Annotated in this window: 11 protein-coding genes, 1 pseudogene and 1 CRISPR repeat array; of the genes and pseudogenes, 7 read left to right on the top strand and 5 right to left on the bottom strand. The window is 39.5% G+C overall.

What is annotated here, in order from left to right; genetic code table 11:
* The first annotated feature begins 31 nt into the window (after positions 1–31).
* The 6 genes from FBQ94_RS10555 to FBQ94_RS10530 all read left to right on the top strand — a co-directional run bounded on the left by FBQ94_RS10555 (position 32) and on the right by FBQ94_RS10530 (position 7,122).
* Positions 32–1,960: an ASKHA domain-containing protein gene (locus FBQ94_RS10555; protein WP_007222618.1), complete on the top strand. Its 1,929-nt coding sequence runs from the start codon at positions 32–34 to the stop codon at positions 1,958–1,960.
* A gap of 210 nt (positions 1,961–2,170) precedes the next feature.
* Entirely contained in the window at positions 2,171–2,962 is a 792-nt protein-coding gene (locus FBQ94_RS10550; RefSeq protein WP_007222617.1) for a nucleotide-binding protein, read from the top strand.
* A gap of 126 nt (positions 2,963–3,088) precedes the next feature.
* On the top strand, positions 3,089–4,048 hold the full coding sequence (locus FBQ94_RS10545; protein ID WP_007222616.1) for an acetyl-CoA decarbonylase/synthase complex subunit delta: 960 nt from the start codon (positions 3,089–3,091) through the stop codon (positions 4,046–4,048).
* A 154-nt stretch (positions 4,049–4,202) separates the two neighbouring features.
* Positions 4,203–4,988, top strand: coding sequence for a dihydropteroate synthase (locus tag FBQ94_RS10540; protein ID WP_007222615.1), 786 nt, complete (start codon positions 4,203–4,205; stop codon positions 4,986–4,988).
* 121 nt (positions 4,989–5,109) lie between these two features.
* Positions 5,110–5,505: an acyl-CoA thioesterase gene (locus tag FBQ94_RS10535; RefSeq protein WP_083849305.1), complete on the top strand. Its 396-nt coding sequence runs from the start codon at positions 5,110–5,112 to the stop codon at positions 5,503–5,505.
* 600 nt (positions 5,506–6,105) lie between these two features.
* The gene (locus FBQ94_RS10530) at positions 6,106–7,122 is read left to right on the top strand and encodes a DNA/RNA non-specific endonuclease (protein WP_007222612.1); all 1,017 of its coding nucleotides are present in this window, start codon (positions 6,106–6,108) and stop codon (positions 7,120–7,122) included.
* Positions 7,123–7,612: 490 nt separating this feature from the next.
* Positions 7,613–8,219: a CRISPR direct-repeat array (repeat unit 29 nt; unit sequence GTTTCAATTCCTTATAGGTTCAATGAAAG).
* A 325-nt stretch (positions 8,220–8,544) separates the two neighbouring features.
* Here the strand turns inward: FBQ94_RS10530 and cas2 are convergent.
* The 5 genes from cas2 to FBQ94_RS10505 all read right to left on the bottom strand — a co-directional run bounded on the left by cas2 (position 8,545) and on the right by FBQ94_RS10505 (position 12,128).
* A complete protein-coding gene (gene cas2 / locus FBQ94_RS10525) occupies positions 8,545–8,811 on the bottom strand; it encodes a CRISPR-associated endonuclease Cas2 (protein ID WP_007222611.1) in 267 nt (88 codons plus the stop codon).
* Between the two features lie 232 nt (positions 8,812–9,043).
* Positions 9,044–10,036, bottom strand: coding sequence for a type I-B CRISPR-associated endonuclease Cas1b (gene cas1b, locus FBQ94_RS10520; protein WP_007222610.1), 993 nt, complete (start codon positions 10,034–10,036; stop codon positions 9,044–9,046).
* 89 nt (positions 10,037–10,125) lie between these two features.
* Positions 10,126–10,494 carry a four helix bundle protein gene (locus tag FBQ94_RS10515; protein ID WP_040544751.1) on the bottom strand — a complete coding sequence of 123 codons (369 nt, stop codon included), beginning with the start codon at positions 10,492–10,494 and terminating at the stop codon, positions 10,126–10,128.
* Positions 10,495–10,567: 73 nt separating this feature from the next.
* Positions 10,568–11,077, bottom strand: coding sequence for a CRISPR-associated protein Cas4 (cas4, locus tag FBQ94_RS10510; RefSeq protein WP_007222608.1), 510 nt, complete (start codon positions 11,075–11,077; stop codon positions 10,568–10,570).
* A 157-nt stretch (positions 11,078–11,234) separates the two neighbouring features.
* The gene (locus FBQ94_RS10505) at positions 11,235–12,128 is read right to left on the bottom strand and encodes an SEC-C metal-binding domain-containing protein (RefSeq protein ID WP_040544422.1); all 894 of its coding nucleotides are present in this window, start codon (positions 12,126–12,128) and stop codon (positions 11,235–11,237) included.
* 564 nt (positions 12,129–12,692) lie between these two features.
* On the opposite strand from FBQ94_RS10505, the pseudogene FBQ94_RS17465 reads away from it, so the two are divergent.
* A pseudogene (locus FBQ94_RS17465) lies at positions 12,693–12,836 on the top strand (type II toxin-antitoxin system HicB family antitoxin); the annotation flags it as partial.
* Positions 12,837–13,120 lie beyond the last annotated feature (284 nt).

Below are 13,120 nucleotides of genomic sequence, written 5' to 3'. Positions count from 1 at the left end.
TTTAAAATTTTATCTATGCTAAATAATACTATTGAAAAATTCACATTATAAAATAAATTTTCTTCCCAGTGAAGTTACGGTAGATATTGAAGAAGGGAAAACCATTCTTGATGCATCCTACAAGGGTGATTTATTTATCAATGCCCTCTGTGGTGGTGATGGCACCTGCGGTAAATGTAAAGTAATCCTGAAAAGTGGCAAGATAGATAGTATGCCGACCACTCATATTTCTGCAGCAGAGGTAAAGCAAGGATATGTCCTGGCCTGCAGGACAAAAGTAGTTGATGACCTGGAGGTTTTAATACCAGAGGAATCAAGGCTTGATAAAAGTCAAATTCTTGTTAGTGATTATCCGCAATTTCCGGGTTCACTTGCGGCGGTCAGTCTGGGAGCAGAACAATTTAAGCAAAATCCTCTGGTGAGCAAGCTATATCTGGAGTTATCCCCTCCCAGCCTGGATGATAGTATGGCAGATTATGAAAGACTCTGTCAGGATATTATGGTTAAGACAGATATCCCGTTAGAGAATTTGACAACAAATTTCACCGTCCTGAAACATTTGCCTGCTATTTTGAGGAATAGTAAATGGAAGGTTACAGCTACCCTTGGATATCGGGGACCTTCTGTTGAGGTCCTTGAGGTACAGGCAGGGGATGTGAGCGCAAATAACTACGGTGTTGCTGTAGACGTTGGTACAACTACCGTGGTAGCTCATCTTCTTGACCTTTGTCGCGCAGAGACTATTGATATTGAAGCTACCTATAATTCTCAAATCAAGTACGGAGATGACTACATCCAGAGAATTATCCATGCTGAGCAGCATGATGCAATGGACATTATGCAAGAGGTTCTCATAGAAGACATAAATCATCTGATATCCACGCTTGTTAAAAGGAATAAATTAAGTATTCATGATATCGGCGCTGTTGTTTGTGCTGGAAATACGGTAATGACTCACTTCCTGGTAGGTTTAGACCCTACGAATATCAGAAAAGAACCATATCTTCCATCCGTCAGTTTTATACCTTCTCTCCGGGCTGCTGAAGTAGGTATAAAAACTAATAATCAGGGTTTGCTGTATACACTGCCCTGTGTTGGGGCATATGTGGGTGGTGATATTACATCCGGTGTTCTTGCTATACGGTTAGATAAGGCTGAGGCATTGTCACTCCTTATTGATATAGGTACTAATGGCGAAATTGTACTGGGTAATAAAGATTGGATGGTATGCTGTTCAGCGTCGGCGGGACCTTCCTTTGAGGGTAGTGGTATTTCATGTGGCATGCGTGCAGCGAAAGGCGCTATAGAAAAGATAAACATAACAAAGAATTTTGATGTTAATTACAAGACAATTGGTGATACTCCTCCGAGTGGGATATGCGGCTCAGGATTGCTGGATTGTTTGGCCACTCTTGTAAGAAGCGGTGTTATTGACAGGACGGGAAATTTCCAGAAAGGGATAGATACAGACCGGTTAAGAAAAACAGATAATGGATATGAGTTTATTCTGGCAGATAAAAGCGAAACTGCCACAAAAAAGGATATAGTCATTATGCAAGCCGATATTCAAAATCTTATACGATCTAAGGCTGCTATCTATTCGGCAATTTCTACATTAATTGAATCTATGGGCATGGATATAAATAATATCGAGCAGCTCTACCTTGCCGGGGGGTTTGGTAACTATTTGGATGTGCGAAGCGCAATCACCATTGGAATGCTGCCTGATATCTCTATCTCGAAAGTTCAGTTTGTTGGAAATACCTCTGTAATCGGTGCTAAAATGTCTCTCTTCTCCAAAGATGCTTATGAAGTATCAAGGGCGATTGCATCAAAGATGACGTATTTCGATCTTATGAATAACAATAAATATATGGAAGAATATATATCGGCAAACTTTTTACCTCATACCGACATCGAAAAATTTCCATCAGTAGTAGAGGAATTGAAGGTTTCATAAAAATATTCACCACAGAGGGCGCAGAGAGCGCGGAGGTGGGTGAAGATGAAAGACTTAATAAACTAGTGGTTAGAACAGGCAAGACGACTGTTTTACTATGATAAAGCGTTAAATAAAAGATGGGGCTTTTTTCTTTTAACTTAATTCTCTGCGTCCTTTGCGTCCTCTGCGGTAATAGTAGATTTTAGATAATAATTATGAGGTTTTTATATGGCGTTTAATATTGCAGTCGCCGGAAAAGGCGGAACGGGAAAGTCAACCCTTTCTGCTCTTATTATTCGATATATTACCGAGGAGATTGGTAAGCCTGTATCTGCTGTCGATGCCGATCCTAACGCCTCGCTAGGTTCGTTGCTCGGATTGCATGTACAGAGTACCGTTGCTGATCTCCGTGAGGATATTGTAGAAAAGAAGGTTGATTTTTCGGGAATGTCCAAGGATAGATACATTGAGTATGCTATTGAGGAATCTATTGTTGAAAAGGACAAATTCGATCTCCTGACTATGGGTAGGCCCGAAGGTCCGAAGTGCTATTGTTATGTGAACAATCTTCTGCGGAAATATCTTGATAAAGTAGGAACAACCTATCCTTTTATTGTAACAGATAATGAAGCTGGTATGGAGCATCTCTCCCGCAGGACTACGAATAATGTAGATTTCCTGATGATTGTAAGTGAGCCAACGATTGTTGGCGCATTGACCATGCAACGGATCCTTAAATTAGCCGATTCGCTTCCAATTACGATTAGGCAAAAGTTCTGTGTATTGAACCGGGTACCGAAAAATGGCATTCATGAGAATCTTCAGCAGAAGTTAGATAGTTTGGGGATTGAGATATCTGCGATATTCCCGTTCGATCAGGAGGTGTATGATACTGCAGCGTGTGGGGCACCCATATTTGAGATTTTCCGTGAAAATGAATTATACCGAAAACTGGGTGAGTTTTTACAAAAACACCTGCCGGCGAGTATGCTTCAGAAGACGGCGCCTGATCTCATATAATATTGTTTAATAGTGTTCCATGCTTAAATTTCAAAATTTTACTGAGGATTGGATTTCAAAGGTTATTAAAGTTTTTCCTCTGTGTACTCTGTGGTTACGTTTTTGATAGATAGTAGGAGATAAATGATGGAAATACCAAATGTAGCGGACAAGTGGACAAGTGGTGTCAATGAGATTACTATTGGTGCTACAAAGGATAAAGGAGGTAGCCGACAAAAGACGATCACCGTTGGTGGCTCAAAATGTATTCCTTTTATGGATTTTGAGGGAAATCCAGGCCATAAGCCGGTAATTGCTATGGATGTGTATGATACACCGCCTGATGACTGGACTGAGACCTTAACCGAGCCTTTTGCCGACGTCATCAACGATCCGGCACAATGGGCAAAAAAATGTGTAGAGCAATATGGGGCTGATCTGATCTGTCTTAAGCTTGATGGAATCCATCCTGACAAAGGTAACAAAAGTGCAGAAGATGCGGTAAAAACGGTAAAATCTATCCTCGCAGCAGTAGGTGTTCCTCTCATTATCTGGGGGTGTGAGCATGATGAGAAAGATAACGAGGTAATGCCTAAAGTGAGCCAGGCTGCCAGGGGAGAAAATTGTCTGTTAGGCATTGTATCACAGGATAACTATAAGACACTTACCGCTACATGTCTGGCAGATGGACACAGCATTATTACCATGGCGCCTGTAGATATTAACATTGGAAAACAGATTAATATTCTCGTGTCTGAGATGGATTTTCCGCTCAACCGAATAGTAATGTTCCAATCAACCGGCGCCCTGGGCTATGGTTTGGAGTATACCTATTCTATTCAGGAACGTGAACGATTGGCCGCTCTTACGGGCGATAAAATGATGTCCATGCCGGTAATCTGCGATGTTGGTCATGAGGCATGGCGGTCAAAAGAGGCTAAATCTAACGATAACGATGTTCCCCAGTGGGGCCCTCGGGAAGAAAGAGGTCCGATGTGGGAAACCATTACTGCCACCAGCCTTTTGCAATCTGGTGTTGATATTATTCGTATGAATCATCCCAGAGCTGTTGCAGCAGTAAAAAAATGTATTGATCGTTTATACTAAAAAAAGCGTAATAGTTCAGCGCAAAGATGTTTTGCGTTTCGTGTTTCTCGTGTAACGGGAAATAAGAAACACGAAATATGAAATTCTCGTAATAGAAGACTTTGCGGTGAAGTTAAGGTGTGACAATTTATGAAAGAGAAAGGGTAAACATACGATGATTTCTATAGGGGAACGTATCAACGGTATGTTTAAAGATGTACGTGAAGCTATAAAAAATAAGGACCCAAAGGCTGTGCAAGAACTTGCGATAAAACAGACAGAGGCCGGGGCTAGTTTTCTGGACGTGAATGTGGGCACTGCTACGGCTGATCCTGCCGGAGCGATGAAATGGTTAATTGAGGTTATTCAGGATACAGTAAAGACGCCCATTGCGATTGACAGTCAAAAATTTGATATCGTAAAGGCCGGTTTATCGGTGATTAAAAATGAGGTCTTAATCAATTCCTCAAAGGGTGACCCTGAAGAATTAGATAAATACATGCCTTTGGCTAAGGAATACAACGCATCGCTGATATGTCTTACGATGGATAAATGTGGTATTCCCCAGGATGTTGAACGGCGTATGGAGATTGCCATGAAGATTGTGGAAAAGGCGGTAGAGCATGAGTATGAACTGTCAAAGGTATACATAGACCCCGTACTTTTCCCTATTAATGTCGATCAGAAACAGCCTGCGCTCATGTTTGACATCTTCAACCAGATCAAAATGATCTCTGATCCGCCGCCACACCGAAATGTAGGGCTCAGTAATTTCTCTCAGGGAACAAAGGAAAAAAGACTTTTAGCCCGTATATTTTTAACCATGGGAATCTCATATGGACTGGATGCTGCTGTCATGGATGTGCTTGATAAGGATTTAATGGATGCTGCAATAACAGCAGAGATTATTATGAATCAGCACGTTTACAGTGATTCCTATCTTACGGCATGTAGAAAATAAATTGGATTAACATGGAGAGAATTCAGGCTTACACGGCACATTTTTTTCTGCAATTATCTTTCTTCTGTAACTTACTATTTCGGCTCTTTATATAAGGCACGTTAAAACCGTGCCTTTTTTTATGAAAATTCACGAAATCAAAACACGCGTTCGTTATCAGGAAACTGACCAGATGGGTATTGTCTATTATGCCAATTTTCTTGTTTATTTTGAAATGGGAAGAACAGAATTTTTGAGAAATCTTGGATTGCCATATTCAGAATTGGAGCGGGAGCATATCTACTTTCCCGTTACTGAGGCTCATTGCCGGTTTCGCGTGCCTGCTCATTACGATGATATCCTGATCATTCAGACCTTCGTTTCAGAACTAAAACATGCCACCGTAGAATTTAAACATAAAATTATCCGCGAAGGCGATAATAAACTTATCGCCGAAGGTTTTACAAAGCTAGCCTGCCTCAATGCCAGCCGTAAGCCTACCGCCATGCCTGAAAAGCTAAAGAAACTCTTGCAATGAGAGATGTAAACAAAGAATCATTTTGTTAAAGCATATCCTGCTCAGCACAGGCCTGTTTTGATTATCAATATGTATAATCAATCCGAATCTCATCCTCATCATCTCATCGAATCCGGTATGCAGGCAGTCTTATTTTTTTTGTTTCTCACCATGTGTGTGCTTGCATCCCAGTATTTTTCGTTGTGCAACAATCAATACCTGCCAGTTCAAATCCTCATCCTATCGCAGTTCAATGTCTCAACCATCTCACATATTTTTCGATGCTCCTTTGCGAGCCAACTTTTCTATAAAAGGTAGTTATTCCGTAATTATCCAAAATCGGTAGAAGATATTCCCTTTACCCTGTTAGAAAATTGCTGTCCGATAAGCTTTCTATCTTACAGGGTGGATATCCTCCTCTTTCCCTCTGATTTTTTAAAAAAATTCTGCCTACTGCTGATAAAGGAAAATTAAGAGAACCATAATCAGCCAAAAGGTAAAAGACAGTTCCCGCATAATAGGGTAATCCCGAAGTAATCAACTTCTTTGGATTATTCATATATTACTGTGAGTACCAGGAATATTAAAAACTTAGAACACTAACGTTATTTGGGAAGAACAATGAGAACCTATTCAACAAAAACGATAAAAACCATTACCCTCTTAGGTATCTTGATTTTATTTATTATGAGTAATCCTCCTGTGCAAGAAGAAACTCTTGCTCGCGAGAATAAGGCTCACACTTGTCTGATAAAGGAGCCTCTTTGCAATCTAAAACCACGGACTATCCAACATTTAGAAATCCCAAAATGCACTCAAAATGATGAAATACTTACCTATTCAGCATTTGTCCTTTCTTATAACGAAGAGCATGAACAGGCAAGTTGGGTTGCTTATGAATTAACGAGAGAAGAGACCTATGCCATGTATGAGAGGTCTGATAAGTTTATTCCCGATCTTAGGGTTAAAGGGCAAACGGCAGATGGTAAGGATTACAAGGGATTTGGTTATGATAAAGGTCATTTAGCGCCTGCTGGTGATATGGCATGGTCTTCAGTAGCAATGCAGGAATCATTTTATTATAGTAATATTAGTCCGCAAGAGCCTGGTTTTAACAGGGGGATTTGGAAAAAATTAGAAGAGTTGGTCAGGCAATGGGCAAGGGATAATCGGTCAATATATATTGTCACCGGTCCTGTTTTAAAAAAAGGTTTACCTACCATTGGTAAAAATAAAGTTTCTGTGCCGAAATATTTTTATAAGATAATTTTAGATTATAGAGAGCCTGATATTAAGGGTATCGGTTTTGTTATTCCGAATATGAGATCAAATGAATCATTACAAAAATATGCTTTAACGATTGATAACATTGAAAAGTTAACAGGAATTGATTTTTTTCATCTTCTTCCTGATGAGCAGGAAGAGCTTATCGAATCAACGTTAAATCTCAAGAATTGGAGATTCGATACACCAGATATTGTAGGGAAATCAAGTATGGCGGTGATGCAATGCAAAAGCATAACCAAGTCTGGTAAGAGATGTAAGAATAAGACGAAGAATCCTGATGGGTACTGTTATTTACATGAAAATCAAACTCATACAAGTCGAAAAACGGAAAGGTACGATACTATGAATTAAAGTCTTGCGGAAACGATATCAGGTCTTTTTGATTTCTTTTTATTCTTTATCCATAGGGTTTTAATCTCTTGTATTCACATCGGAGGAAAAATGTATGGCGAGGTTTTAGCCTTGTTATTATAGAGAAGCAAACCGAAAGGTTCATCCTACATAAGTTTCTTACAAAATATATTTTTCGAACAGTTATTTCAATTCCTTATAGGTTCATTGTAGAGGAATTTTCATTGTATGTAAGCGGTTTTCAGGGTGGCACACACAAACGATGCTTACAGGGACATGCCCCCGTTCAAGGCGTACGGGGACATGGTTTGTCCGTGTAGTGTTTAACTTGTCATTGCGAGGGTATTGTCCGAAGCAATCTCTTGAATAGTTGAGAAAAGATTGCTTCGGGAAAAAACCCCTCGCAATGACAAATACTCTGGAGCCTCTTATTGTAAATTATGTTGAATGAAAGACTTGTGAAGCGGAACAATTCTTTCTTTGTATGATTGTTTCAATTTCTTATAGGTTCAATGAAAGCCCGTAGACGCACAGGGCAATATTAAAGAACCCCGTTTCAATTCCTTATAGGTTCAATGAAAGGAACCACCTTGCAGGAAATTCAAGGTAATATTTTCGTTTCAATTCCTTATAGGTTCAATGAAAGGCAGAAAGAAATTTCTTTTCAAGCCCCTCATCGTAGTTTCAATTCCTTATAGGTTCAATGAAAGATTGCACAATCAGGGCAGGCAGAACCCCTTGCTACCGTTTCAATTCCTTATAGGTTCAATGAAAGAAAGAAAGCCTTCGGGAAATCACATTCACAATGGAGTTTCAATTCCTTATAGGTTCAATGAAAGATGGTATTTTCCATACCGATTACTTTGGATATTTGTGTTTCAATTCCTTATAGGTTCAATGAAAGCTTCGGATTCGTCTTCATCGTAGATGATCTCATCAGTTTCAATTCCTTATAGGTTCAATGAAAGCATTTATTGTGGTCTGAGTGATGCCCATGTAAAAAAGTTTCAATTCCTTATAGGTTCAATGAAAGGAATCGGTTCAGGGATATGAACTTATTCCAGATCGGTTTCAATTCCTTATAGGTTCAATGAAAGCCGCTTTATGGGTACAGGAAATATGAGGGTTTTCGGCTCGTTTGGATGTGAGAAATTATCATTTTTTTCGTCGACCTCCAGTTATGTAAAAATACTCATAGGTTGACAGGATATATTTAAGTCACCTTCTGATAACACTATAGTCTTCTTTTTAACTTCCGAGACAGATCATCCAAGATGTTTTTGTAACTATTTTCCCTGTGGTTGACAGACTTTACTTCCGTATTTAACCATACATAGACAAAAATTTCCACATATGATAAAAATATTCGCTCCCTTTTTATTCGTGCTCATTCGTGGCTAAAATATTACTCTGTTCTGAAGACTAAAGTATATTGTCCACAGATCTTTTTTCAGAACCAACGATCTCCTTATCCAGCCATTTTTCATTTCTTGACTTAAATAAAATGAGCGAATCCTCATCGTCTTCATTCATTATCTTTTTGGCACTTACCTTCAACTCTTCCAACTTGCCTTCGGTAATCTCTCCTTCAAATACAGAATTTTGGATATGGTGAAGATAACTCCTGCACAGCTTCAACATCTTTCCACACCTCTTTTGATCTACATCGTAAACGGCGATTACATACATTCTTTCCCCTCTCCTTTTAGCCACTTTATTAGTTGGTCACGAATAAACACGAATCGAATACTATAGGAACCGATATTGGTTTGATAAGGATTTCCATTTTTTATATGAGCTGGATAAACAGTCATTTCCTATCTTACCCATCTTACCTGCCCCTGTTACTTTAAGAGGAAGATTTTAAATCTGCCTCTGCAAACCCATTCGTGTAAATTTGTGTCCATTTGTGGCTAAAAACTCACCACCAAATTTTAAACCCCTCATACTCCTGCTCACCAATAATATGCTTAACCAGCTTATAACATTCCAGTCTTATTAAGTACCGATAAGAAACCTGCCTTTCAAGTCTCTTATGGGTTATTACGGTTTTCAGCCTTTCATCATATTCCTTAATTACAACCTTTCTTCCCTTCTCATTAAGATAACAGAGATTTACTTCCGTCATAAAGTCCGTCTCGGTAATTTGCTGTCTGTTCAGTAGGGTAAATATCGTTCTATCACTAAAAATGGGTTTAAATATTTCAGCCAGGTCTAAACTTAACGAAAATCTGCGGTCTCCCGGCTCATGGAGATAAGAGATAAGCGGGCTCAACTGGGTATGGTATATTTCATCAAGACATGTTGTATAGACCATTGAGTTCAGATATGAAATAAGGGCATTGATCATATTATCGGGCGGCTGTTTCACCCTGCGTTCAAATTTTATCTCCTGGTCAATAATCATAGGCCATGCCTTATAATAGGTATTTCGGATATTCCCCTCAAGTCCCATCAACTCTTCAACTGATTCTACTTTATCGACCTGCGCCTTGAATCCTTCAATCGTATTAATATATTCGTCTAATCCCTTGCCCCTGTTACTGTAATATCTCAGATTCTTCAGGATATTAAAACTGGCTGCATCCACAAACGCCCTTGCAATCGCAATCCTCTTTTGACGGCTCGTGTAATGGCTCACCTGTTTTACCAGGAGTTGTCCCGAGTTTAAATATTCTCGCGGATAATAGCTACCCGAATAAAATCCATAATAGTTAAAGACATGTACCGGTATGCCCTTCTGTGCCAGGTAATTAAAGAGCTTCGTATTGAAGTCAATTTCCCCAAAGGCGTAAAGGGCTTCTGTATTCTCGATAGGGATAACGGACTTCGAGCCATCTTCCTTTTCAAAGAAGATCGTATTCTCCTGCCGTTTCAGGCGGCCGTTGTTAAAGATGTAGTAGTTTTGTTTCATAAGTGATTGTAGAATCCAGAAGACAGAAGACAGAAGCCAGGAGTCTGGAGTCAGGAGTCAGAAGATAATAAAACTTAGATAACATCTAATTATAAATAAGATTTTAGAATAGAAGTAGAGTATGATTCTAATAATTTGCTGACTTCTTCAAGCTGTGACATTAACTTTAAACCATTACCATATTTGAGATCCTCTGTTAAGATTAAATAGTATCTACACTCTTCCAGGGAACCCTGGGAAATGTTCATAAACCGTACTTTATCAGCCCTGGTCTTTTTCTTAAACCCTTCAGCAATATTTGCTGCAATAGAAATCGCAGCTCTCCTTATTTGAGATGTCAACCCATACAACTCTTTTTTAGGGAAGTCGTTGCTGAAACCGTAAACAGCTAATACAAATTGATGCGCCTTTTGCCAAACAATCAAGTCCTGAAAACTTTTTGCCGGCAACCTTTCCATACCACACTCCTTTCTCTTCACCTCTATATTTTGGCTCCTGAATTCTGTCTCCTGGATTCTGAATTCTGCCTCATCACACCCAGCAAATATCCCCATAACTACAATTTCTACACATCTTCATCCGCTCTACTGCTGGTGGTAGTTCAGTGTTTATAATCCCTTGTATTTCCTTTAAAATCGATTGAATCTTCTCTTCATCCTCCGGTTCCAAGAATACATCCAGGGTCTTTCTCAGTTTGGGATAATTTATTTTACCGGTAATACCATCAGCACCCTTCTGCTTCAGATACCAGATATAATACTTCAACTGCCAGATATGCGGTTCTTCCACCTTATCAGATTTCTTTACCTCATGAATAACCCTGTCGTTCCCAATGAAATCGATCTTAATGGTATCATCAATATCAATCTCCTTCTTCTCCCGTTCATACGATGTCTCATGAATCAACTTTCCGAGGTAGACGGCATCGCTGTTCTGTTCCATCTGGATATCATGGGAAAAGTACCAGAGCTTTTTCTTGCAAAGGAAGAAATAGTTAATTTGGGTACCGGTGAAGCGGATATTATGCAGAGAGCTATTCATAACTTTGCACCTGTTACAATTTTTTTCTGAATACAGAATTCAGGAGTAAGAATTCAGGAGCCAGAAGTCAGGAGTCAGAATGGAAAAAATAAAAACGTCTTTATTTTGAATTCTGGATTCTGGCTCCTGAATTCTGACTTCTATATTCTGCCTTCAATCATTTTTCTTTATTCATACAACATTTCTTATATTTCTTTCCGCTGCCGCATGGGCAGGGTTCATTACGACCGATTTTTCGCTTTTCAGGGGTAAAAGGCTCTAAAAACTCCTCATCCTCTTCAAGGTATTCTAATTCTTCCTCTTCTTCTCTTCTCCACCGTTCTTGCCGTTTCTTTATCTCGTCTTCATCATAAAAAGACAACCAATCTTTTGTGTAATAGTCGATATTTTTTTCATTTTTGGAAAAAACTTCTTTGACATCTTCCACGCTGAATGCAACAATTTCAAATTCATCCTTTTCTGCTTTTTCCTCTTCCTCACAAAAAGCAAGAAGTGACTCCTTGTATTCGCTGCGTACAAAATCGAGGAGTACATTTCCTGCGCATCCTCTCACATCGATATCCTCTTCCGTATCGGTTAACACGGAATGGATAAGAGGAAAAATATCATCTTCAATCTCTGGATGGTTAATAGTAATAGCTGCCAATCCCATTACTGCTGAATCCTTAACCCTCCAATCATTCATCTTATCCTTTACAATCTTTTTCAGTTCATCTATTGCTGGCATTCCTAATTTACCAAATATCGATGGGAGTACCGTAGTAATCCAATCAACATCATGCGTTTCTGCCAATCGTAAAGCACGCATCAGGGGTAAAACAGCCTCCTTTGTATCGATTGCACCGAGAATAAATACGGCATGTATCACGGCCCACCATTCTGGTATGCTGCTTCTCCAGCAGGACTCTTTTGATACGATCTCATCGAGTGGCTTTATCATCCGTTCACCACGTCTAACAAATTCATCCACCGCCGCTCGTGGCAGCCGATCTGCTTCAGTGAAAAGAAGTTTTACGAGCGACTCGTCATCCAATGTTTGGTAATCCACCATAGCAACCCCTTCTTAATGCATACAATATTTGAGATTAGCCACGAATGAACACGAATAGGCACGAATGGATATACGTAATGATTTTCAACTTATAGTAAGCCAAAGGATGAAAACCGAACATATCTTGGACTGAGGAAAGACTATCCTGCCGGTCATTGCGAGGGTCTTTTCCGAAGCAATCCCAAAGGCAGAGATTGCGGAGCCTGTTCCGAGCGTATCAGCAAGGGATCTCCGAGTTTGCTTCGGCTTCGCCTCGCAACCGCTTCACTCCTCGCAATGACATGTTAAGAATCCCATACATTTCATACACTCTCATACAGCCAAAGACTCAACTTTTTCCCTATTCTGTTCGATTTCATCTCTTGGATGCTATAATTTTGAGTACATCATTCTTATCCCGTTCGTCCTATCCCTGTTCATTTAGATTCTCCATATTTTACCACAAAAAGCCCGAAGTACATGAAGAACTAAAAATCTCCAGTGAAACTATAATCGAAAAGGAGGATGATGGCGAAGACTAGACTACTATGCATATTCTCCCACCCTTCCTGATGTTATTCCAACGGGCCGACAATCGAAACCACGCGTAAAAATATTCGGGAGGCAATCGAACTTCATTTAGAATCCCTCTTGAAACAGTCCAAAGAGATCCCGCAGGCAGAAAGGTTAATGCATGTGAAAGAAATCTCCATTGGATTATCTCCATGAGTTCTAAAATTCCAGTAATCATAGCCAAAAAGCCTGTTCAGGCACGATTTGTTATTTGTAAGCAAGCAGTTTAAAGATATCTTTTAAAAAGCCAAATTGTTACCTTTTATTTTTTGAGAAAATTCTTCATCCTTGAAATTCTTAAGGAATCGAAAATCCGAAATCCCTGTATCAAATCTTCAAGTATCAATGGCTTTGTTGCACAAATCCGATAAAAAAGCAGTTTTTCCCTGTAGTATGCAATTTATGAGATCGCATAACTTTCCGGCATTCCTAATTTCATC

The organism is Candidatus Jettenia sp. AMX1 (assembly GCF_030263775.1).
GTDB lineage: Bacteria > Planctomycetota > Brocadiia > Brocadiales > Brocadiaceae > Jettenia > Jettenia caeni.
This window is presented reverse-complemented; position numbering and strand designations above follow the sequence as displayed.